The sequence below is a fragment of the Streptomyces sp. NPDC043738 genome, from assembly GCF_056436545.1.
The window spans coordinates 64,697-86,696 of record NZ_JBWKCJ010000024.1; the positions used below are offsets into that span (position 1 = coordinate 64,697).

Genomic DNA, 22,000 nt, shown 5'->3' on the forward strand with positions numbered 1-22,000 from the left:
AGGAGGTCCGGATCAGCTCGTCTGGGCCTTCTCGTAGAGGTTCTTGGCGTCGTCGCCGAAGTACGGGCCGAACATCGTGTCGGGCAGGAACTGGTAGCCGAAGCTGTTCACCGAGGCCTGCAGGCCGGTGCCGGTCTTCTCGTCGAACGAGGTGAACCAGGGGCCGCCGCTGGAGCCGCCGGTCATGTTGCAGGACAGCCCGTGGTCGTTGGAGAACAGCGGGTCCTTGATGGTGTTGCCGCTGCAGTAGATCAGCTTGCTGCCGTCGTACGGGGCGGCCGCCGGGTAGCCGAAGGCGTACATCGCCTTGTTGTAGCCGGAGTTGAAGGACAGGCCCTGGCCGCCGACGACGTCGGTGAGCTTCTTGCCGTCGAGCGGGGCGACGACCGCCGCGCCGACGTCGTAGTTGATGTCCTCGCTGGCCGTCCACTGCGGGGTGGCGAGCGTCTTGGCGGCCGGCCACTTGCCGTACGGGGCCTGGCCGTCGTGGTAGCCGGGGACGAAGACCCAGTTGGTGTGCCAGTTGCCCTGCAGCTTCACGCAGTGCCCGGCGGTGATCACCGTGCTCTTGTTGCCGCTGGTCACCGCGTCGCCTGAGCAGGAGGCGTTGCGGCCCTGGTAGGTGAAGAACACCCGGCCGGCGGTCTTGGTGACCGCACCGCCGCCGGTCCAGGGCCCGCCGGCCTGGGGGAGCACCCCGGGCAGCAGCGAGGGGAGCGAGGGCACCTTCGGGAGCTGGGGGAGCGTGGGGAGGGTGGGCGGCACCTTCAGGGGAGCGCTGCGCGGAACCGCGGTGGCCAGGGCGCCCTTCGCCGGTGCGGCCAGGTCCAGGGGAGCGGCGGAGCGCATCCGGCTCGCGGACCAGAAGGCGTCGGCGGCGGTCTGCGGGGCGGGGGAGCGGTGGGGGCCGGACGGGGTGGCGGCGCCGGCCGAGCCGGTGGGGAGCAGCAGGGCGAGCAGCGTACCGGCGGCCGTCAGGGCGCCGAGGGCGGCCCGGGACCTGCGCGCGGGGTGCGCCGCGGGTATGCCGTGAACTGCCGGTATGCCGCGAACGGTTCGTCTCACGCGTAACTCCTTCTGCGGGGCCGCGCGAGGCAGGGCGCGCGCGGCCGCGGGGGATGGGGCCGCGCGGGGCGGCCCGGCAGACGAGTGGTGCGGATCCGAGGTAAGCGTGCCACCGGAAGCGGCGGGAGGGCAGGGGTCGTACGGGGATCGGTGCCGGCGGGCGGGCACCGGAGGGCGGCCGAGCGGGGCCGGTCACGGCAGCGGCGGCCCCGTCCGGCACCCGCGAGGGCCCCGTGGGGCGGGCACCTCAACCCCGCCCGATGTACGGCATGTTCGTCGCCAGGACCGTCGCGAACTGCACATTGGCCTCCAGCGGCAGCGCCGCCATGTGGACGACCGTACGGGCGACGTCCGCCGCGTCCATCACCGGCTCGACCGCCGTCTGGCCGTTCGCCTGGAGGATGCCGGTCTGCATCCGGCCGGTCATCTCGGTCGCCGCGTTGCCGATGTCGATCTGCCCGCAGGCGATCCGGTACGGACGCCCGTCCAGGGACAACGACTTGGTCAGGCCGGTCATCGCATGCTTGGTGGCGGTGTACGCGACGGAGTTCGGCCGGGGCGCATGGGCGGAGATCGAGCCGTTGTTGATGATCCGTCCGCCCTGCGGGTCCTGTGCCTTCATGGCGCGGAAGGCGGCCTGGGCGCAGAGGAAGGAGCCGGTGAGGTTCACCTCGACCACCGCGCGCCAGTCGTCGTAGGACAGCTCCTCCAGCGGTACCGCCCGGCCGAAGGTGCCGGCGTTGTTGAAGAGCAGGTCGAGGTGGCCGAAGCGGTCCTGCACGGCCGCGAAGAGCGCGTCGACCTGGTCGGGGCGGGTGACGTCGGTCGGCACCGTCATGACCGTGGGGCTGTTGATATCGGTGAGTCCCACCAGGCGGGCGGTCTCCGCCAGCGCCTCGGCGCGCCGCCCGGCCAGCACCACCGACCAGTCCTCCGCGATCAGCGCATGGGCGACCGCCCGGCCGATGCCGGAACCGGCGCCGGTCACCACCGCCACCTTCCGGGGCGCCGCCCCGCCCCGCCGTGCCTCCTGCGGCACCGCTGCCGTCTGCGGGCTCTGCCCGGCCGGTGAGGAGGGTGCCGGCAGTGTGGGCCGGGGTGCGGTGGCCGTCCCGCCCACCTGCCCGGCCCGTGCCGTCGGCGTTGCCTGTGCTGCCCGTGCCCGCTCTGTGTTCTGTGCCATGGCGGCAGCGTAAACGCCGTACGGGGAGCGGACCGGGCGACTCAGCCGCCGGTGTGGAAGCGCTGAAGGACGGCCGCCTTCGCGGCGGTGAACTCCGCCTCGGTCAGGATGCCGTCGCGGTGCAGTTCGCCCAGTTCCCGCAGCCGGCGCAGCAGCGCGTCATGGTCCTCGGCGGGGGCGGCGCCGGCCGTCTCCTGGGCGGGCGGGGCGAGTGCCGGGGCCGCGGCCGCCGACGGCGCGCCGTCGCCCGACGGGTGCGGCAGCCGGGCGGCCACCGCCGCCGCCAGCAGTGCCGTCGTGCCGCTCTCCTTCTTGAAGCCCCACAGCTCGATCGAGTTGGGGTCGTGCTCCGGCTTGAGCCGCTCGGTGCCCCCGTGCGTACGGAAGCGGAGGTAGCCGGACTCCAGGCCCGCGGCGGCCCGCCACTCCACCGCCGACAGGTCGGCCAGCGCGAAGTCCCGGGGGCCCCAATGCCGCTTGGTCTCGCTGGTGTTCCAGCGCCATTCGATCTGCACCCGTTCGCCGTCGAAGGTGGCGAGGCCGTCCATCCCGGCGGCCGACAGGGGTACCGAGGGGCCGGACAGCAGATAGCGGTCGCAGGGCCCGTCCGGTATCTGCTCCAGCATCAGGGCCTGGCGCACCGCGTCCACGAAGTACTCGGCGACCTCGACCCGCCCGGGGTCCACGGCGACCTGGTACGGGTTCGCGTCGTCCGGCAGGCCGCCGCCGGTGACCTGCAGCAGCGGGTCGGCGCCGGCCCGCAGCCGCAGTCGCAGCCGGCCGCCCTTGCGGGCCGGCTCGTAGGCGACGCCGGCCAGCGCGGTCAGCGGCACGGTGAACTCGCCGAGGTCCTGACGCAGTTTGTGCACCCCGCGCTCGCGCCCCGGCACGATGCGCACGCTCTCGCCGTCGAAGCTCCAGGTGCCGTCCCGCACCATCAGTTCAGCCATGCAGCGCATCCTACGGAGGCCCGGTCGCGGAGGGCGGGTGCCGTGATTGTCCAGCGGCGTCCGGTCCGGGCCCAACCATCATCCAGCTGTCATGCATGCGTCGTACACGGGACAGCGCGGCGCCGTCCCGGGGCACTCCAATCGTGGGCGACAACCGCCATCAGGGGAGGGCCAGATGACGCACCCAGCAGCGTACGAGCAGCAGATCCGAGCCGCCGCGGCGCACGTCGGCCGGCGCCGCTTCCTCACCGCCACCGGGGCCGCCGCCGCCCTCGCCTTCGCGACCAACCTCCCGGGCGCCGGCGCGGCGTACGCCGCCGAGGCCGACACCCGCCAGATCACCGAGAACCCCTTCACCCTCGGCGTCGCCTCCGGCGACCCGCAGCCCGGCTCCGTGGTGCTGTGGACCCGCCTCGCACCGTGCCCGTACGAGAGTGGGGGAGGGATGCCGAACGCCAGAGTCACCGTCCGCTGGGAAGTCGCCTACGACGAGCGCTTCACACGGCTGGCCGGCCGCGGCCGGGCCGACGCGCATCCGGAGTTCAACCACTCCGTGCACATCGAGCCCACCGGCCTCGCGCCCGACCGCGTCTACTACTACCGCTTCCGCGCCGGCAGCTGGATCAGCCCCGTCGGCCGCACCCGCACCGCGCCCGCCCGCGGTGCCCGGATCTCCGAGCTGAAGCTCGCCGCGGTCTCCTGCCAGGCCTACCACGACGGCTACTTCACGGCCTACCGGCACCTGGCGCAGGAGGACCTCGACGTGGTCTTCCACCTCGGCGACTACCTCTACGAGTACCCGGTCGGCGCGACCGGCGGGGCCCGCAACTACACCGACCGCAAGCTGCCCGCGCTCTTCGACCGCGAGACGGTCACGCTGGAGGACTACCGGCTGCGCTACGCCCTCTACCGGTCCGACCCGGACCTGCAGGCCGCCCACGCCGCGCACCCCTTCGTCGTCACCTGGGACGACCACGAGGTGGAGAACAACTACGCCTCCGACATCAGCGAGGACAACCTCCCGCCCGCCGAGTTCCTCGTCCGCCGGGCCGCCGCCTACCGCGCGTACTGGGAGAACCAGCCGCTGCGCCGCCCGCAGCGGCCCGACGGCCCCGATGCCCGGCTCTACCGGCGCCTGCAGTTCGGGCAGCTCGCCCAGTTCGACATCCTCGACACCCGCCAGTACCGCTCCGACCAGGCCTACGGGGACGGCTGGCACACGCCGGGCCCCGAGTCCCAGGACCCCAAGCGGACCCTCACCGGAGCCGCCCAGGAGCGCTGGCTGATCGACGGCTGGCGGCAGTCCACCGCCCGCTGGAACGTCGTGCCCCAGCAGGTCACCTTCTCCGAGCGGCGCAACGCCACCGGTCCGGGCTACCAGGTCAGCATGGACGCCTGGGACGGCTACGCGGCCTCCCGCGCCCGAGTGCTGGCGGGCGCGGAGTCGGCCGGCGTGGACAACCTCGTCGTACTCACCGGCGATGTGCACGTCCACTACGCCTTCGACATCAAGAAGGACTTCAAGGACCCCGACTCGCGCACCGCGGGGGTGGAGTTCGTCACCACCTCGATCGCCAGCGGCAAGGACGGCGCGGACAAGCCCGCCAACTGGGCCACCTACATGGCCGCCAACCCGCACCTGAAGTTCTACAACGGCCGGCGCGGCTATGTGACCGTCACCCTGGACCAGGACACCGCCCGCGCCGACTACCGGACGGTGTCCGCCGTCACCACCCCCGGGGCGCCGGTGGCCACCGCCGCGTCCTTCGTCTCCGAGGCGGGCGATCCGGGCCTGAAGACCGCCTGACGGGCCTTGGGGGCGGTCCGATGGGGCAGGTTCGGAAGGTCCTTTGGACCGCCGGAGCGGGACGTTGGTCCTAGGTCGATGGGACCGGCCCGCAACCGGCCGGTATCGGCCGCGTGCATGACACCATGGTCCGGTCATCAACGACCCATGGAGACGCTCATGACGGAGCCCGGCCCCACCACGGCCGAGACCCAGGACTCGCCCGCCATAGCCGGGCGGGGCGCGGCGGCAGCACCCGCCGCGTCCCGCCGCACCGGCCTCCTCGTCACCCTCGTCCTCGGCGGCCTCACGGCGCTCGCGCCGCTCTCCATGGACATGTATCTGCCGGCCCTGCCGCAGGTCACCGCGGCCCTGCGGAGCCCGGCCGCCACCATCCAGCTCACCCTCACCACCTGCCTGGCGGGCATGGCGCTGGGCCAGATGATCGTCGGCCCGATGAGCGACAAGTGGGGGCGCCGCCGCCCGCTGCTGGCCGGCATGGTGATCTACGTCCTGGCCACCGCCCTGTGCGCGGTGGCCACCGACGTCGCCCTCCTCATCGCCTTCCGCCTGCTGCAGGGCCTGGCGGGCGCGGCCGGCATCGTCATCGCACGGGCGGTGGTCCGCGATCTGTACGACGGCGAGGCGATGGCCCGCTTCTTCTCCACCCTCATGCTGATCTCCGGCGTGGCGCCGGTCGTCGCCCCGCTCATCGGCGGCCAGATCCTCCAGATCACCGACTGGCGCGGCGTCTTCGTCGTCCTGACCGCGGTCGGCGCGGCGCTCACCCTCCTGGTCTGGCGCACGCTGCCGGAGACCCTGGCACCCGAACGGCGGCACCCCGGCGGCCTCGGCCAGACGGTGCGCACCATGCGCGATCTGCTCGCCGACCGGGGCTTCACCGGCTACCTGCTCGCCGGCGCCTTCGCCTTCGCCGCGCTCTTCGCCTACATCTCGGCCTCGCCGTTCGTCGTCCAGGAGATCTACGGCGCCTCCCCGCAGACCTTCAGCCTGCTCTTCGGCCTGAACTCCGTCGGCCTGGTCCTCGCCGGCCAGATCAACGGAAAGCTGCTGGTCGGCCGGGTCAGCATGGAGAAGGTGCTGGGCTGCGGCCTGGTGCTGATCGCCCTCGCCGCGGGCGGACTGCTGCTGATGTCCGCCGGCGTCCTCGGCACGGTGGGCCTGGCCCCGACGGCCGCCGGCCTGTTCGTCCTGATGGCCGGTATGGGCCTGGTCCTGCCGAACGCCAACACCCTCGCCCTGCTGCGCACCCCGCACGCGGCCGGCTCCGCCTCCGCGCTGCTGGGCACCTCCACCTTCCTGCTGGGATCGGTGGCCTCCCCGCTGGTGGGCGTCGCGGGCGAGCACACCGCCGTCCCGATGGCCCTCGTGCAGCTGGTATGCGCCGTTTCGGCGCTCGTCAGCTTCCTGGGAATGTGCCGCCCGTGGCAGCGTAGGAAGGAGAGCACCCCCAGCGCGGGCGAGAGGACCTGATCCTGAAGGCACCGAGACTCACCTACGGCACGCCGACCCAGGCGGGGCTGGACCCGGCCTGGGTGGAAAGGCTGGTGCGCGGTGTACGGGCGCTGCCCGACGGCCGGCCGCCGTGGTGCCCGGGGGCCGTGGTGCTGGCCGGCCGCGGGCCGGTCGTGGTCGCCGAGGCCGCCGCGGGCTGGGCGCACCGCTACCGGGCCTACGACCCCGAGCAGGACCGGGGGCTGGATCTGCCCCGCGAGCAGTGGGAGCCGATGCGGGCCGGCACCGTCTTCGACCTCGCCTCGCTCAGCAAGCTCTTCACCGCCATCGTCGCGATCCAGCAGGTCGAACGCGGCCGCCTGGTGCTCAACGACCAGGTCAAGGCCCATCTGCCGGCCTTCGCCCCCGGCATCACCGTCCGCCAGCTGCTCACCCACACCTCCGGGCTCGCCCCCGAGCTGCCCTTCTACGAGCGCCGCGACCGCGCCGCCCAGCTGGAGCTGCTGTGGCGGGAGGCGGCCGCCCCCACCGGCCGCCCCGACACCAGCTACCTCTACTCCGACGTCAACCTGATCTCCCTCCAGCTGATCCTGGAGCAGCTGACCGGACGGCGCCTGGACGCCCTGGTCCACGAGGGCATCACCGGCCCGCTGGGGATGTCCAGCACCTCCTACGGCCCGCTGGCGCCGCCCGGTGTGGCGGCGACCGAGGACCAGCGGCGCCCCTGGGCCAAGGCGGACCGCGGCATGATCCGCGGCGAGGTGCACGACGAGAACGCCTGGGCGCTGGGCGGTGTGGCCGGTCACGCCGGCCTGTTCTCCACCGCCCAGGACCTCGCCGTGCTGTGCCGCACGCTGCTCAACGGCGGCGCCTACGGCTCCGCCCGGATCCTGGGTGCCGGCGCGGTCGCCGCGCTGCTCGACCCGCCCGGCCTCGGCTTCGGCATCGACCAGCCGTACTTCATGGGCGAGTTGGCGGGCCGCGGCGCGGCCGGGCACACCGGCTTCACCGGCACCAGCCTGGTCGTCGACCGCGCCACCGACACCTTCCTGATCCTGCTCGCGAACACCGTCCACCCCCGCCGCCGGATCAGCGGCAGCGCCCCGCGCGCCGCGGCCGCCACCCGCCTGGCCAGAGCCGTGGTGGGGGCTGTCTGAGGCGCGGTGGGCGGGGCGTCCCCGGGGCCGTTCGGGGGTGGGGGAGCGCGCCCGGGCCCGCCGTAGAATTCCTCCAATGCACGAGGAACTGCGCGCCGCACTGGCCGGCCTGCTCGACGGCCTGCCGCCCAAGCAGGCCGCGCAGGCGGTGGACCGTCTGATCGCCAACTACCGGGGACGCACCCCCACCGACGCCCCGGTCCTGCGCGACCGCGCGGACGTGGCCGCGTACGCCGCCTACCGCATGCCGGCGACCTTCGAGGCCGTACGGGCCGCGCTGGCCGCCTTCGCGGCCCGGGTCCCCGACTGGTCCCCGGCCACCCACATCGACATCGGCGGCGGCACCGGCGCCGCGACCTGGGCCACCGCCGCCACCTGGGAAGGCCACCACAGCACCGTCTGGGACTGGGCCCAGCCCGCCCTCGACCTGGGTGCCGAACTGGCCGCCGGCGTCCTGCCGGACACCGACTGGCAGCGCCGGACCCTCGGTGAGGGCCTCGCCCTCCCCGCCGGTACGGACCTCGTGACGGTCTCCTACGTCCTCGGCGAGCTCCGCCCCGAGGACCGCCGCGCCGTCGTCGCCGCGGCCGCCGCCGCCAAGAGCGTCGTCCTCATCGAGCCCGGCACGCCCGACGGCTACCTGCGCATCCGAGAGGCCCGCACCCAGCTCGTCGAGGCCGGCCTGCGGATCGTCGCCCCCTGCCCGCACAGCGACACCTGCCCCATCGTCCCCGGGGAAGACTGGTGCCACTTCTCCGCCCGGGTCAGCCGCTCCTCCCTGCACCGCCAGGTCAAGGGCGGTTCCCTGCCGTACGAGGACGAGAAGTTCAGCTACGTGGCCGCCACCGCCCTCGACGCCGCCCCGGCCGCCGCCCGCATCGTCCGCAAGCCCCAGCTGCGCAAGGGCCAGGTCCTGCTGGACCTGTGCACCGTCGACGACGGCCTGGAGCGCACCACGGTCACCAAGCGGCACGGCGACCGCTACCGCGCGGCCCGGGACGCCTCGTGGGGCGACGACTGGGACCGCTCGTAGGTCAGTCCTTCCGGGACCGCTCCTGGAACTTGCGGAGCAGCTCGCGGCGCCGGTCCTGTGGATCCGGCTGCCCGTGGCCACCACGGGCACCGCCGCCGGCGCCGCGCAGCGCACCGCGCGAGAGCTTGCTCCGGGTTCCTCCGACGCCCAGCATTCCGCCCGCGTTGCCCTTGCTCATGGGGCTCCCCTCTCTTCTCCGACCACTTCCGCGAGACGGTCCGTCTCGCTCGATGTCCACCACTATGGATCGAGACGCCGCGTCTCGTCAAGACGATACGTCTCGCCTCTTTCTCGCTAGACTCCGCGCCATGGCCAACAAAAGCGCACCCGACGCCTCCCGCCGCAGCGAACGCTCCCGCCGCGCGATCTTCGATGCCGCCCTCGCCCTCGTCGGTGAGGTCGGCTACGAGAAACTCACGATCGAGGGCATCGCCTCCCGGGCCGGGGTCGGCAAGCAGACGATCTACCGCTGGTGGCCCTCCAAGGCCGCGGTCCTGCTGGACGCGTTCACCGCCGGCGCCGACGAGGACTACGAAAAGGGCCTCCCGGACACCGGTGACCTGGCCGCCGACCTGAAGTTCGTGCTGCGCGCGACCGCCGACGAATTCAACGACCCGGCGTTCCAGGCCCCCTACCGCGCCCTCGCGGTGGCCGGTGCCGGCGACGAGGAGCTCTCCCGCACCTTCGTCGGCCGACTGCTGGAGCCCGGCATCCGGGTCTACGTCGAACGGCTGCGGGCCGCCCAGGAGGCGGGCGAGGTGGCCGCCGACATCGACGTGCGGCTGGCCGCCGAGATGGTGTTGAGTCCCTTCTCACAGCGCTGGTTGATGCGCACCGGTGAATTGACCTACGAGTTCGTCGACACCCTTGTCGACCAGGTACTGCGTGGTCTGCGACCCCGCGACTGACCGCGCCGGGCGGACGGCGGGCGAGGCCGGCGACCTGTCGCTGATGGTATGGATTGCCGGTATTCGCCCGTTCTCAGTTCCCCCCGGATCCCCACACCGGTCACCCGAAGCGCAGGATGGTGGCAGCATTGATCCCAGACCACCGCTCGAAGTGAGGGGATAGATGGAACGCAAGAGCAGGTTCTCCCAGTGGCTGCGCCGGCCGAAGAGCGGATCGGACGGCGGCGATACGGACACGGGATCGGCGGCTGCGCGCGGCCGCGAGGACCTGCTGCTGGCCGCGGCCGACGCGGGCTTCCCCGTCGCCCCGGCAGCACACCCCTCCGGCTACGGCTGTTCCTGTGAACGCGTCGGCTGTCCCACCCCGGGCCGACATCCCATCTCCTTCGGCTGGCAGACCGTCGCCACCACCGACCGCGACGCGGTCGCCGCCTGGGTCCGCACCCTCCCCCAGGCCAACTTCGTCACCGCCACCGGCATCGCCCACGACGTGCTCGACGTCCCCGTCGAGGCGGGCCGCAGCGCCCTGGGGCGACTGGAGGCGGCGGGCATCGAGGTGGGGCCGATCACGCTCAGCGGCGCCGGCTTCGGCGACGGCCGGATGCTGTTCTTCACCGCCACCCGCGGCACCCCGGACGACGAGGACGAGTGGTGGCCCTGCGAGCTGGACTGCCACCCCGAGACCCTGGAGGACCACCCGGGGCTGCGCTGGCACTGCCGCGGCAGCTACGTACTCCTGCCGCCCTCGGCGCTGCCCGGTGAGCAGCCCGCGGTGACCTGGCTGCGCGGCCCCGAGCTGCCGCTGCCCGACCCGCTGACGCTGCTGGAGTCGCTGACCGACGCCTGCGCCGAGTTCCACGACCGCACCGACCGCGAGCCCTACCACGAGACGGCGGCCTGGCCGATCGGCCGCTGACCCCGCTCCGCACACCGAAGGGGCCGCCGGGATCACCCCGTCGGCCCCTTCGGCGTCGGCCGCCCTACTGAGGCTTGACCGAGGTCTTGCCCTCGCGCCGGTTGAGGAAGACGACCTTCTCGCCGGACCCCTTGGCCGGCACCGTGACCGCCTGCGACGAGACCGTGGTGAACGCCATCCGGTTGGTCTTCTTCTGCGGGCCCTCGACGAGGCCCTGCAGACCGGCCGGCACCGTGATCACCGACCCCTCGGAGACCGTCTTCTGCTGGTGGTAGAAGGTCGAGAAGAACACCAGCGCACCGCCGTCCGCCGTCCGCAGCGCCACCGGCGGCGCTTCCGAGGCGGTGTCCTCCCACAGGATCCGCGCGCCGAGCTGGTGGGAGTCCTTGGCGCGCTGCTTCCGCCAGCCGTCGGTGCTCGGTCCGGACGCGAAGGTGCTGCCCTTGCCGGTGTTGAGGTAGTCCGCGTAGCGGCGGCTCAGCTTCCCCGGGTCCACGGTGAGGCCCGACTTCGCTCCGGCGGGCACCGCCTCCGCGTAGCCGTCCTCGTCCGTCTTCAGCTGCGGTGCCTTGTTGCCGGCGAACTGCGCGAAGTACTGCGCGCGCCACTTCTCGTCGATGTCGTCGCGGCCGAACACCAGGAACCAGCGGGTGTTCCGCCCACTGGCGTCCTTGCGGTTGCTGAGCGCGTCCGCGAGGAAGTACTTCGGCCAGCCCTTCTGCTTGGGCACGGTGAAGTGCGCGTCCTTGAACGCCAGCGGGAGGAAGTTCGGGTTGCCCTGCGGCCGGAGCGCGTGCGCCGCCTTTATCCCGGCCTGGTCGATGGCGAGCAGCGGACCCGACTCGAAGGAGGGGTTCAGCTTCGGATCGAGCAGGCGGTTGGCCTTGTTGAAGCCGTCGGCGAAGCGGTCGAGGGCCTTGGCGCCCTCAGCCTTCGACACCGCCGGCAGCATCTCCCTCTCGCCGTGCACCGTCATGCACCCGCTCAGTATCAGCAGCGCCGCCGCTGCCGACGTCAGAGTTACGGGCACCCGGAACGGCGACCTGCGTGTCATGGGGCTCGGGCTCCTTCGGGGCGACCGGGGCGGACTGGGCGGCCGCCGGGGTGGCACGATTCGGCGACACCCTACCCGGGGCGAGGAAGAACAGAAGCGTGGGGATCAGATACAGAGCCCACACCGTGACCTGGAGGACGGTCGGGTCCGGCTGGAAGTTGAAGACGCCCTTCAGCAGCGTGCCGTACCAGCTGTCGGCCGGGATCTGTTCGCTGACGTCGAACGCCTTGCTGCCAAGCCCCGGCAGGAATTCGGCCTCCTGCAGATCGTGGAAGCCGTACGCCAGGACGCCGGCCGCGACCACCACCAGCATCCCGCCGGTCCAGGTGAAGAACTTCGCGAGGTTGATCCGGACCGCGCCGCGGTAGAACAGCCAGCCCATCAGGACGGCGGTCAGCAGCCCCAGCAGCGCCCCGACCAGCGGCCGTACGCCGTCGTTCGCGGACTGGGCGGCGGTCCAGACGAACAGCGCGGTCTCCAGGCCCTCGCGGCCCACCGACAGGAACGCGGTGACCACCAGCGCCGCGGTGCCCATCTGCAGCGCCGCGTCCAACTTCCCCTGCAGCTCCTGCTTCAGGTGCCGCGCGGTGCGCCGCATCCAGAAGACCATCCACGTCACCAGGCACACCGCGACGACGGACAGCGAGCCGCCGAGCGCCTCCTGCGCCTTGAACGTCAGGGTCTGCGAGCCGAACTGCAGGGCGGCCCCGAACCCGAACGACAGCACCACGGCGAGCGCGATACCGAGCCAGACCGGGCGCAGCGCCTCCCGCCTCCCGGTCTTGACCAGATAGGCGATCAGGATGCAGACGACGAGGCTGGCTTCCAGGCCCTCGCGCAGACCGATCAGGTAGTTGCCCAACACGTCGGGGCCTTCCCTTCCTTCATACGGCGGCAGTCTTCTGTGCGGCGCGGCAAAGCGGCGCCGGCGGCGTCAGGCGAACAGGGCCCGGCCCCACCAGTCGTCGGCGTCGCGGACGCCCGGCGGCACCGCGAAGAGCGCGGAACCGACGTGCTGGATGTACTCGTTGAGCGCGTCGTTGGCCGCCAGCCGCCGCTGCAGGGGGACGAAGCCCTCGCGCACGTCCCGCTGGTAGGCGAGGAAGAACAACCCCGCGTCGAGCCGGCCCAGGCCGTCCGTGCCGTCGGTGAAGGAGTAGCCGCGGCGCAGGATGCGCACGCCGTGGTTGGAGTCCGGGTGCGCGAGCCGTACGTGGGCGGTCGGCAGCATCGACTTCAGATGCGGCTCGTCGCGCTCGTTCTTCTTGCCGACCGCGGCGCCCTCGCCCTTGTTCCGGCCGAAGATCTCCTCCTGCTCCTGGAGCGAGGTGCGGTCCCAGGTCTCGATGTGCATCCGGATACGGCGCGCGACGAGGTAGGAGCCGCCGGCCATCCAGCCGGCCGCGCCCTTCTCGTCGCCCTCGCCGACCCACACGTGCTTGGCCAGCGCGGCGCCGTCGGTGCCCGCGATGTTCCGGGTGCCGTCCTTGAAGCCCATCATGTTGCGCGGCGTCTGGGCCTCCGGCGTGGTGGAGGAGGTCTTGCCGAAGCCGAGCTGCGACCAGCGGATGGCTATCTTGCCGAAGCCGATCCGGGCCAGGTTGCGGATCGCGTGCACCGCGACCTGCGGGTCGTCCGCGCAGGCCTGGATGCACAGATCGCCGCCGCTGCGGGTCTTGTCGAGGTTGTCGCCGGGGAACTGCGGCAGCTCGGTCAGCGCCGCGGGGCGGCGGGCCTTGAGGCCGAAGCGGTCCTTGCCGTCCTTCTCGAACAGCGTCGGGCCGATGCCGAAGGTCAGGGTGAGCCGGGACGGCGGCAGGCCGAGCGCCTCGCCGGTGTCGTCCGGCGGCGCCTCCGCCAGTCCGCCGACCGCGCCCTCGCCGACCGCGTCCCCGGACGTCATCCGCGCCGCGGCCTTCGTCCAGTCCTTGAGCAGCGCGATCAGCTCGTCGCGGTTGTCGGTGGTGACGTCGAACGCGGCGAAGTGCAGCCGGTCCTGGACGGCGGTGGCGATACCGGCCTGGTGCTTGCCGTGGAAGGGGACCGCGGCACCCGCGGTCGCGTCCGCGGCGGCCGGCTGGACGTCGCCGCCGGCGCGCAGCGCCGCCGCCGTCCCACCGGCCGCGACCGCGCCGAGCGCCAGTCCCGCGCCGCCCCAGCCCAGCAGCGAACGCCGGGAGGGCGCCCGCCCGTTGGTGCTCCCCGCGGCCGCGGCGTCGGTGGCCGCGGTGTCCTCGGCGGCCCGCTCGCCCTGGGCGCCGGTGCTGTTGTCGTGCGTCATCGTGACCCCCTGTGGCCTGGCGGCGGACTACTTGGCGACGGCCACGGCGGCGGCCAGCTTCGACAGCGGCTCGGCCAGCGCGTTGACGCCGTCGGAGAGCTCCTTGCTCTCGCTCTTGCCGACCGTGTCGTAGGAGACGAAGCCGTCGGCGGACTTGTCGTCGCGGTACTTGTCGAGCTGTGCGTGGATCGCCTTGAACTGCTTGTCCAGCTCCTTGGCCAGCGCCGGCTCGTTCTTGGCGGCGACCGGCTTCAGCAGCTGGTAGGCCTTCTCGGCGCCCTCGACGTTGCCCTGGAAGTCGACCAGGTCGGTGTGGCTGTAGCGCTCTTCCTCACCGGTGACCTTGCCGGTGGCCACCTCGTCGAGCAGTTCCTTGGCGCCGTTGGCCATGCTGGTCGGGGTGATCTCGGCCTTGCCGACCCGCTTCTGCCAGTCCTTGAGGTCCGTCATGAGCTGGTCGGCGAGCTTCTTGTCGTCCCCGGAGATCTTCTTCTCCTCCCACAGGGACTTCTCCAGCTTGTGCCAGCCGGTCCACTTCTGGCCCTTCTTCAGGCCGTCCTCGCGCAGGTCGACCTTGGGGTCGATGTCGCCGAACGACTCGGCGACCGGCTCGGTGCGCTCCCAGCCGATCCGCGAGGCGGCGTAGGTCTTCTTCGCCTCTTCCAGGTCGCCGGCCTTGACCGCGTCGGCGAACTTCTGCGCCTTCGGGATGGTCTGGTCGGCCTGCTCCTGGACGTACTTGCGGTACGCGGCGACCGCGGCGTCCAGCTTGGGGTCGCGCTTGACGGTGGTGGCCTTGCCGCTGGCGGTCACCTTCTGCCGGATCCCGTCGCCCTTCATGCCCGGCTTGCAGGCGATTTCGTACGAACCGGCCTTGATCTCGGCGGTGATCTCCGTGCGGGTACCGGGCCCGATGTTCTCCCGCTCCGTCACGATGCGGTCGCCGGGCGCGTAGACGTACACCTCGGTGACCTTGGAGCCCTTGTTCTGCACCGCGAAGCGGACGTGTCCGGCGGGGAACTCCTTGGCGGAGAGCTCACAGCTGGAGTCGGTCGCGGTCACCTCGATCGTGCCCTTGCCACCGCCTGCCTTGCCGTCGCTCTTCGCGGCGCAGCCGGCGACGGCGGTGACGGCCGCGACCGCGGTGATGGCGGCGACGGCGGAGGGGCGAAGGGCTCGCATACGGGGCTCCCAGCGGGCTCGGATGTACGAAAACGACGTACGGGAAGGGTAGACAGACGTTAGGGTCGCCACTAAGGCGGCCCTAACTTATCTGAGGCTTACCTTCTCCTGCCCGCCCTGTCCAGTGATCCCGCTCTCATGGACAACGGCCCGATTACGGATTGACCGACGCCTGGTCACGGAACCGTCAAGTCGCGGTCAAGGTAAGGGTCACATCTCGCGACGGAGCATGACCGACGGTATTGCGGGTCCGTGGGTGCCCGATCACTCCCCCTGGCCGCCGGCGACCCGCACGCCGGCGCTTCGGCGAAGACCCCCGAGGGTGGCCCGGTCTCCTCCGGCGCCACCGCGGGGCGAGCCGCCCGTCCGGATCGGCGCTGATCGGCCGTTCCCATCTGACGGGATGTAATTTAGGTTAGCCTTACCTAAGTGCCAGCCCTGGAAGGGGTGCTCCATGCCGCCGTTCCCCCCGGCCGCGACCCGTGACTCCACCCTCGGCCGCATCCGCCACCGCATGCGCGTGCTCTGCGCCGAACTGCGCCGCGGGCTGGTCCGGATGCTCGCCCTCCCGTCACGGAGCGTCCGAGGGGGCATGGCCGGGCCCGGGGGAGGATCCGGGCCCGCCCGCGCTACGCGCTCAGCGGGAACTGCTCGCCCAACTCCCTGAAGACCGCGCTGTTCAGGCGGAACGCGCGCTTGCACTCGTCGACCACCCGCTGCTTCTCCAGGTCGTCCACCGGCAGCGCGTCCAGCAGCGTGCGGTACTCGCGCTTGAAGGCGGCGGGGTTGGCTATGTCCTCGAAGACGTAGAACCGCACCCCGTCGCCCTTGCGGGCGAAGCCCCAGGCCTTCTCGGCGGTGCCGCGGATGATCTGGCCGCCGGAGAGATCGCCGAGGTAGCGCGTGTAGTGGTGGGCGACGTAGCCGGCCGGCCAGTCGCGGGCGCAGACCGCCACGCGGTCGGCGTAGGCGGCGGTGGCCGGCAGCGGCTCCAGGCCGTCGCGCCAGGCCGTGCCGCCGAGGTGGGCGAGATCGCGCTCCAGCTCGGCGGTGCGGGCCAGCTCCGGGCGGATGAAGGGGCCCGCGACCGGATCGTCGGCGAGCGCCTCGGAGGCGCCCTCCAGTGCGCGGTAGACGAACCACAGCTGCTCGGTGTAGCGCCGGTAGGCCGTGACGCCGAGCCTGCCGCCGAGGAGGTCGCTCATGAACGAGGAGTTCTCGGCCTCCGTGTGCTGCTCGTGGGACGCCGTGCGGATGACCGTCGAGAACGGCGCGGCGGGAGCGGACGGAGTGGACGGGGTCGGGTTGGTCGGGCTGGACGCTGCCAAGGCGGACCTCCGGGGGCCGAGGAGAGGGGTCCCCCTGCTCATGGGGTCCCCCCTCCTCGAACGAAGTTGAGAGCTTGGGGGCGGGAGCAGGGGCTCGGCTGAGCCGCTGACGCTTGGGGTCACCTAACTACTTAGGCTTACCTAAGTCAAGCTGTTCCCGACGTCCTGTCGGTAACCAGGCTACCCCTGTTCCCGACGCACTGTCGGTAAAATGTGCCCCACGGCCTGGACGGGCCCCACTGGACCCCGCCCCGCCGCCCTTCACCCACCCGGGCCCGCCTCCGCTCAAGGAAGCGTGAGGATCTCCGCCCCGGTCTCCGTCACCACCAGCGTGTGCTCGAACTGCGCGGTCCGCTTGCGGTCCTTGGTCACCACGGTCCAGCCGTCGTCCCACATGTCGTACTCGTGCGTGCCCAGCGTCAGCATCGGCTCGATCGTGAAGGTCATGCCGGGCTTGATGTCGGTGGTGTGGTGCGGGCTGTCGTAGTGCGGAACGATCAGGCCGGAGTGGAAGGAGGAGTTGATGCCGTGACCGGTGAAGTCGCGGACCACCCCGTAGCCGAAGCGCTTGGCGTAGGACTCGATGACCCGGCCGATGATGTTGATCTGACGGCCCGGCTTGACCGCCTTGATCGCGCGCTGGAGCGACTCGCGGGTCCGCTCCACCAGCAGCTTGGACTCCTCGTCCACGTCACCGCACAGGTAGGTGGCGTTGTTGTCGCCGTGCACGCCGTTGATGTACGCGGTGACGTCCAGGTTCACGATGTCGCCGTCCTTGAGGACGGTGGAGTCCGGGATGCCGTGGCAGATGACCTCGTTGAGCGAGGAGCACAGGGACTTGGGGAACCCGCGGTAGCCGAGGGTGGAGGGGTAGGCGCCGTGGTCGCACATGAACTCATGGGCGACCCGGTCGAGTTCGTCGGTCGTCACACCGGGCTCGATCAACTTGGCGGCCTCCGCCATCGCCTGTGCGGCGATCCGTCCGGCGATCCGCATCCGCTCGATCGTTTCGGCGTCCTGCACCTCGGGACCCGTATAGGGCGTGGGCACGTCCTTCCCGACGTACTCGGGGCGCGGGATCGAGGCGGGGACGGGGCGGGTGGGGGAGATCTTCCCCGGGACAAGAAGCGACTGGCCAGACATGCCAGCGAGTGTATCCGCGGGCCGTCGGGCAGGATGGTGACACGGAACACCCACAGGAGGCGGCAATGGCGCTGTTCAAGAGGCGGACGGTCGGTAAGCCGGGTGAGTGGTACTACTGCCTCCGGCACCACACGGTCGAGGAGGGCCCGGAGTGCCGCGCCGCCGACCGCTTCGGCCCGTACGCCACCCGCGAGGAGGCCGCGCACGCCATGGAGACCGCCAAGGAGCGGAACCTGGAGTGGGAGACCGACCCGAAGTGGCACGACATGGACGCCGGGCAGGCGAAGGGCAAGGGCGGCGCGGGCGAGGACGCTTAGCGCGACGCCCGGACCGGGCCCGCGCCACCGGCATCAGGCCGTGGCCGGGTCCGCGTCCGGGTCCCTGGAGACGGGCCCGGTCCGGCCGTCGCTCCGCTCGCCGGAGGCCGCCCGCCGCTCCCGCATCCGCCGCGCATGCTCATCCGTCCTGGCGTCGTACGCCATCAGCTTCGGCAGCCCGAGCGCCAGCAGCCCCACCCCCGCGAAGCACAGCAGCCCGCCCAGCGACACCGACGCCCGCACGCCGGTCAGCGCCGCCATTCCGCCGACCCGGACCTGGCCCAGCTGCGGGCCCGTCGAGTAGGACAGCAGCTCGATCCCGGCCAGCCGGCCGCGCAACTCGTCGGGGATGGTCTGGTTCCACAGCGCCGAGCGGAATATGCCGCTGATCATGTCGCAGGCGCCGGCCAGAGTCAGGAGCAGCAGCACCAGCCAGACGTTGTGCAGCTGCCCGGCGACGGCGATCGCGAGCCCCCACCCGGCGGCCGCGAGCACGATGGCCCGGCCCTGGCGGTGGATCCTCGACGTCCAGCCGCTGGTGACGCTGACCAGGAACGACCCGGCGGGCAGCGCCGCGTACATCAGCCCCAGGGCCCATGGAGTGTCCAGGTCGTCGGCGAGGAACGGGAAGATCGCCAGCGGGAAGGCGAACAGCATCGCGAGGACGTCGACGGCGTAGGTGCCCAACAGCTCCTTGCGGCTCCAGGCGTAGCGTGCGCCCTCGGCGATCCCGCGCAACGACGGCTTTTGGGCATCGTGCGAGGCGGGCTGGGGCGCCAGCTTCAGCGAGAGCAGCACCGAGACCGCGTAGGTGGCCGCGTCGATGGCGTACGACCAGGTCAGGCCGGCATAGGCGAGCAGCCCGCCGGCCAGTGCCGGCCCGGCGACGGCGCCGATCTGCCAACGCAGCGAGTTGAGCGCGGCAGCCGCGGCGAGCTGGTCGTGCGGGACGATCCTCGGCACGATCGCGTCCAGAGCCGGCCGCTGGAGACCGGTCAGCGCGCTGCTCGCCGCCGCGCTCGCGTACAGCGGCCATATCAGCGGCTCCGGCAGCAGGCTGTTGAGCAGCAGCAGGGCGGAGATCAGGCCGAGCGCGACCTCGGTCCAGACGATCAGCCGGCGGCGGTCCACGGCGTCCGCGAGCGCACCGCCGTAGAGGCCGAAGACGATCAGCGGAATCAGCTCCACGGCACCCAGCGCCCCGACCGCGAGCGTGGAGCCGGTCAGCTCCTTCAGCTGCAGCGGCAGCGCCACGAAGGTCAGAAAGCTGCCGAAGACCGTGACCGCGCCCGCGCACCACATCAGCCGGAAGTCGCGCGAGGAGCGCCAGGGAGCCGGATCCGGCAGCAGGGCGGCGAAGCGCCCGCGGCGGCGGGGCGCGGAACGGCGTGCGGGTGGGGGATGGTCGTCCGAGGTCACGATGCACCATCGTCCGCACGGGCGGCGCGCGGGGCAAAGGGTTTTGCGGCCCCGGGGAGAGGCTTGTGGACCCTGAGGAGCAGGGGCGTTCGATGTCCGATGTCCCACTGCCGAGGGGTGGCGGTGGCCTACCACCGCGGGGGTGGCGGCTCCGTCAGGGCGTCGGCGAGTCGGGCCAGCCGGTCGCGGAAGCGGCGGTGCCGGCGGGGGGCGGGCAGGCTGTTCTCGCCGGCGGCCGCGCTCACCAGATGCTGGACGGTGTCGAGGTCCAGGTCCGCGGGGGTGCCGGTACCGCCGTCGGGCGGGGCCGCCGGCGCGGCGAGCGCGTCATGGGCCAGGGCGTGCAGATCGCGGTCGCCGCCGTCCAGCGCGAGCACCGTCGCGCCGTTGCGACGGGCGTCGTGCACCCGCTCCAGCAGCCCGGCGCCCGGCTGCCCTGGTGTGACGACCAGCAGCGTCTCACCGCGCCCGGCCGCCGCCAGCCGCCCGAGCCCCACCGCCAGATGGGCCGGCGCAGCGCCGGGGACGCGATGGCGCACCAACGTCGGCGACAGCTCCGGCAGGCCCGACCAGGCGGCCTCGTCGTCCAGATGGGCGGCCAGATGCCAGGGCTCGTAGGCGGCGCTGCCGACCAGCAGCAGCCCGCCGCCGTGCGGTGCGACCGCGGCCCGCAGCGACCCGGCGAACCTGCGGGTGGCCTGGACCCACTCCGTCCCGGCGAGCACCTCGCGCAACAGCGCGACCCGTACGGCATCCATGGCACGGCATCCTGCCGCAGGACGGCGCTTCCTGTTTTCGGTTTCAACGGCTGTCACTCGTACGGGATTTGAGGTGCCTTACCGCGTGGGCCCTCGACCGGTCGGCTCGTCGCCCTGGGCCAGTGGCAGACCGGCCTCGGTGAGCAGCCGCCCCACCTCCCGCACCGACTCCTCGCCCAGCGGCAGTTGGGGGAGTGCGGTGGTGCCCCGCTTGATCACGCCGAGGAGGTGGAGGGCCGCCTTGAAGGCGCCCAGTGCGGAGGAGCTGCGGCCCATCTCGCTCTCCGGGCCCGCGTCGACCATCGAGAACAGGGCGGCCAGGCGCTCCTGTTCGGCGGCGGCCCGCTCCCAGTCGCTGGACCGGGCCGCGTCGTAGAGGCGTACGTAGCCCGCCGGGTCGACGTTGCCGAGGCCGGGGACGACGCCGTCGGCGCCCGCCAGCAGGGCGGCGTCCGCGGTCAGTTCGGAGCCGGTGAGGATCGAGAAGCCGGGGGCGGGGCCGGTGCGGCGGGCGGTGCGGCCGCCGAGCGCCACGATCAGCTGGCGCAGCGAGCCCTCGTCGCCGCTGCTGTCCTTGAGTCCGGCCAGGGTGCCGTCCACGGCCAGCTCGCGGACCAGGTCGGGCGTCAGCTTGCTGTGGACGGCCGTCGGGATGTCGTACGCGAGCAGGGGGAGGTCCACGGCCGTGCGCAGGTGCCGGAAGTGGGCGGCGATCTCCCGGGGGTGGGTGCGGGTGTAGAAGGGCGCGGTGGCGACCAGGGCGTCGGCGCCCAGGCCGGCGGCGGTGCGGGCGTGGTCGAGGACCCGCGGGGTGGTGGTGTCGATGGTGCCGGCGAGCACCGGCACCCGGCCGTCCGCGGCCTTGAGCACCGCTTCCAGGGCCGTGGCGCGCTGGGCGTCGGTCAGATAGGCGACCTCGCTGGTGGAGCCGAGGGCGAACAGCCCGTGCACACCGCCGTCGATGAGGTGGTCGGCCAGGCGGGTCAGGCAGGCGGTGTCGACCTCGCCGCGCGGGTCGAGCGGGGTGCAGACCGGGGGGATGACGCCGTGGAGGGGGGTGGACAGTGCCATGGGGGCTCCGGGTCTCCGATGTGGGACGGGTGGACCGATGTCGCCGGACATGGGACATGGGATGTCCTATGTCGTAGCACAATAGAGCCTGTTCACAGGCGGTCGGTCAAGGATGTGCGGTCCCGGGTGGGGCGGGTCGGACAGGGGTGCCCCCTGCTCCTCAAGAGCGTGGGGGGAGGACCGGCGGCGCGGCAGACGCGGTTGCGGGAGAGGGAGAGTCCATGGCGCGAGGGACGATGTCCGAGGATGTGCAGGCGCAGATCAAGCAGTTGATCCTGCAGGGCGGGCTGGTGCCGGGCGACCCGTTGCCCACCGAGGCCGAACTCGTCGGCCTGCTCGACGTCAGCCGCAACTCGGTGCGCGAGGCGCTGAAGGCGTTGCAGGCCATGCGCATCGTGGAGATCCGGCACGGCTTCGGCACCTACGTCGGCCCGCTCACCCTGGAGCCGTTCGTCGAGGGCGTCGCCTTCCGCGCGGCGGTCCGCCACCACCAGGGCGAGTCGAGCCTGTACGAGCTGATGGAGGTCCGCGAGGCCTTGGAGGCGGGCCTGATCGGCACCGTCGCGCGCACCCTGCCCGCCGAGGACCTCACGGTCCTCAAGGGGCTGGTGCAGCGGATGGCGGAGGAGGCGCGCGGCGGCATGGTGCAGAGCGCCACCGACCGGGCGTTCCATCTCGCCCTCTACCGCTCCCTGGGCAACCACCTGCTGAGCGAGGTCCTGGACGCCTTCTGGGCGGCCCTGCGGCGGGTGCGCGAGGACCTGTCCGACGCCCGTCCGGACCCGGAGGTGACATACCGTCAGCACCGGGAGATCGTGGAAGCGCTGGAGGCCCGCGACGCGGACCGCGCGGTGGAGGCGATACACCGGCACTTCGACGGGATCCGCCACCGGCTCGCCGACTAGGGCGTGTCCGATGGGTCATGGCCCGGCCCCGACTCGTCGGGCGGGCCTGGAGGGCGCCGGTCGGGTGG

At 72.4% G+C, this 22,000-nt stretch carries 21 protein-coding genes; 8 read left to right on the top strand and 13 right to left on the bottom strand.

The features are described from left to right. Positions 1-12 precede the first annotated feature (12 nt). From AC0680_RS27350 to AC0680_RS27360, 3 genes are all read right to left on the bottom strand, one after another. Positions 13-1,065, bottom strand: a complete 1,053-nt coding sequence (locus tag AC0680_RS27350) for a trypsin-like serine peptidase (protein WP_478633607.1) — start codon at positions 1,063-1,065, stop codon at positions 13-15. Between the two features lie 247 nt (positions 1,066-1,312). Then, the gene (locus AC0680_RS27355) at positions 1,313-2,248 is read right to left on the bottom strand and encodes an SDR family oxidoreductase (protein WP_478633609.1); all 936 of its coding nucleotides are present in this window, start codon (positions 2,246-2,248) and stop codon (positions 1,313-1,315) included. A 41-nt stretch (positions 2,249-2,289) separates the two neighbouring features. Further along, positions 2,290-3,198 (bottom strand): DUF4429 domain-containing protein, encoded by a 909-nt coding sequence (locus AC0680_RS27360; protein WP_478633610.1) that lies wholly within the window; start codon positions 3,196-3,198, stop codon positions 2,290-2,292. A gap of 175 nt (positions 3,199-3,373) precedes the next feature. On the opposite strand from AC0680_RS27360, the gene AC0680_RS27365 reads away from it, so the two are divergent. The 4 genes from AC0680_RS27365 to AC0680_RS27380 all read left to right on the top strand — a co-directional run bounded on the left by AC0680_RS27365 (position 3,374) and on the right by AC0680_RS27380 (position 8,650). Beyond that, complete coding sequence (locus AC0680_RS27365; protein ID WP_478633613.1) at positions 3,374-5,005, top strand: alkaline phosphatase D family protein; 1,632 nt, start codon at positions 3,374-3,376, stop codon at positions 5,003-5,005. Between the two features lie 159 nt (positions 5,006-5,164). Beyond that, positions 5,165-6,478, top strand: coding sequence for a Bcr/CflA family multidrug efflux MFS transporter (locus AC0680_RS27370; RefSeq protein ID WP_478633616.1), 1,314 nt, complete (start codon positions 5,165-5,167; stop codon positions 6,476-6,478). Positions 6,479-6,540: 62 nt separating this feature from the next. Continuing rightward, a complete protein-coding gene (locus AC0680_RS27375; RefSeq protein ID WP_478633619.1) occupies positions 6,541-7,617 on the top strand; it encodes a serine hydrolase domain-containing protein in 1,077 nt (358 codons plus the stop codon). A gap of 76 nt (positions 7,618-7,693) precedes the next feature. Next, positions 7,694-8,650, top strand: coding sequence for a small ribosomal subunit Rsm22 family protein (locus tag AC0680_RS27380; protein ID WP_478633622.1), 957 nt, complete (start codon positions 7,694-7,696; stop codon positions 8,648-8,650). Between the two features lies 1 nt (position 8,651). On the opposite strand, the gene AC0680_RS27385 is transcribed toward AC0680_RS27380, so the two are convergent. After that, complete coding sequence (locus AC0680_RS27385; protein ID WP_478633625.1) at positions 8,652-8,828, bottom strand: DUF6243 family protein; 177 nt, start codon at positions 8,826-8,828, stop codon at positions 8,652-8,654. Between the two features lie 130 nt (positions 8,829-8,958). Between AC0680_RS27385 and AC0680_RS27390 the strand changes: the two genes are divergently transcribed. Next, positions 8,959-9,558, top strand: coding sequence for a TetR/AcrR family transcriptional regulator (locus AC0680_RS27390; protein WP_478633628.1), 600 nt, complete (start codon positions 8,959-8,961; stop codon positions 9,556-9,558). A 163-nt stretch (positions 9,559-9,721) separates the two neighbouring features. Continuing rightward, the gene (locus AC0680_RS27395) at positions 9,722-10,474 is read left to right on the top strand and encodes a bifunctional DNA primase/polymerase (RefSeq protein WP_478633631.1); all 753 of its coding nucleotides are present in this window, start codon (positions 9,722-9,724) and stop codon (positions 10,472-10,474) included. 64 nt (positions 10,475-10,538) lie between these two features. Here AC0680_RS27395 and AC0680_RS27400 read toward each other — a convergent pair whose 3' ends face one another. The 6 genes from AC0680_RS27400 to map all read right to left on the bottom strand — a co-directional run bounded on the left by AC0680_RS27400 (position 10,539) and on the right by map (position 17,462). Next, the gene (locus AC0680_RS27400) at positions 10,539-11,504 is read right to left on the bottom strand and encodes an SCO2278 family lipoprotein (RefSeq protein ID WP_478633634.1); all 966 of its coding nucleotides are present in this window, start codon (positions 11,502-11,504) and stop codon (positions 10,539-10,541) included. Further along, positions 11,401-12,393, bottom strand: coding sequence for an iron uptake transporter permease EfeU (efeU, locus tag AC0680_RS27405; RefSeq protein WP_478633637.1), 993 nt, complete (start codon positions 12,391-12,393; stop codon positions 11,401-11,403). Before efeU ends, AC0680_RS27400 begins: the two co-directional genes overlap by 104 nt. Positions 12,394-12,462: 69 nt before the next feature. Further along, positions 12,463-13,809 (bottom strand): iron uptake transporter deferrochelatase/peroxidase subunit, encoded by a 1,347-nt coding sequence (efeB, locus tag AC0680_RS27410; protein ID WP_478633640.1) that lies wholly within the window; start codon positions 13,807-13,809, stop codon positions 12,463-12,465. A 27-nt stretch (positions 13,810-13,836) separates the two neighbouring features. Next, on the bottom strand, positions 13,837-14,991 hold the full coding sequence (efeO, locus tag AC0680_RS27415; RefSeq protein ID WP_478633643.1) for an iron uptake system protein EfeO: 1,155 nt from the start codon (positions 14,989-14,991) through the stop codon (positions 13,837-13,839). Positions 14,992-15,620: 629 nt separating this feature from the next. Beyond that, positions 15,621-16,361, bottom strand: coding sequence for a biliverdin-producing heme oxygenase (locus AC0680_RS27420; protein ID WP_478633646.1), 741 nt, complete (start codon positions 16,359-16,361; stop codon positions 15,621-15,623). Between the two features lie 243 nt (positions 16,362-16,604). Further along, positions 16,605-17,462 carry a type I methionyl aminopeptidase gene (gene map, locus AC0680_RS27425; protein ID WP_478633649.1) on the bottom strand — a complete coding sequence of 286 codons (858 nt, stop codon included), beginning with the start codon at positions 17,460-17,462 and terminating at the stop codon, positions 16,605-16,607. Positions 17,463-17,527: 65 nt separating this feature from the next. Between map and AC0680_RS27430 the strand changes: the two genes are divergently transcribed. Next, positions 17,528-17,779 carry a hypothetical protein gene (locus AC0680_RS27430; RefSeq protein ID WP_478633652.1) on the top strand — a complete coding sequence of 84 codons (252 nt, stop codon included), beginning with the start codon at positions 17,528-17,530 and terminating at the stop codon, positions 17,777-17,779. 33 nt (positions 17,780-17,812) lie between these two features. Here AC0680_RS27430 and AC0680_RS27435 read toward each other — a convergent pair whose 3' ends face one another. From AC0680_RS27435 to AC0680_RS27445, 3 genes are all read right to left on the bottom strand, one after another. Next, on the bottom strand, positions 17,813-19,198 hold the full coding sequence (locus tag AC0680_RS27435) for an MFS transporter (protein WP_478633655.1): 1,386 nt from the start codon (positions 19,196-19,198) through the stop codon (positions 17,813-17,815). 128 nt (positions 19,199-19,326) lie between these two features. Further along, a complete protein-coding gene (locus AC0680_RS27440) occupies positions 19,327-19,956 on the bottom strand; it encodes a hypothetical protein (RefSeq protein ID WP_478633658.1) in 630 nt (209 codons plus the stop codon). A 78-nt stretch (positions 19,957-20,034) separates the two neighbouring features. Beyond that, the gene (locus AC0680_RS27445; RefSeq protein ID WP_478633661.1) at positions 20,035-21,027 is read right to left on the bottom strand and encodes a dihydrodipicolinate synthase family protein; all 993 of its coding nucleotides are present in this window, start codon (positions 21,025-21,027) and stop codon (positions 20,035-20,037) included. Positions 21,028-21,248: 221 nt separating this feature from the next. On the opposite strand from AC0680_RS27445, the gene AC0680_RS27450 reads away from it, so the two are divergent. After that, positions 21,249-21,932 carry a FadR/GntR family transcriptional regulator gene (locus AC0680_RS27450; RefSeq protein ID WP_478633664.1) on the top strand — a complete coding sequence of 228 codons (684 nt, stop codon included), beginning with the start codon at positions 21,249-21,251 and terminating at the stop codon, positions 21,930-21,932. The last annotated feature ends 68 nt before the right edge of the window (positions 21,933-22,000 follow it).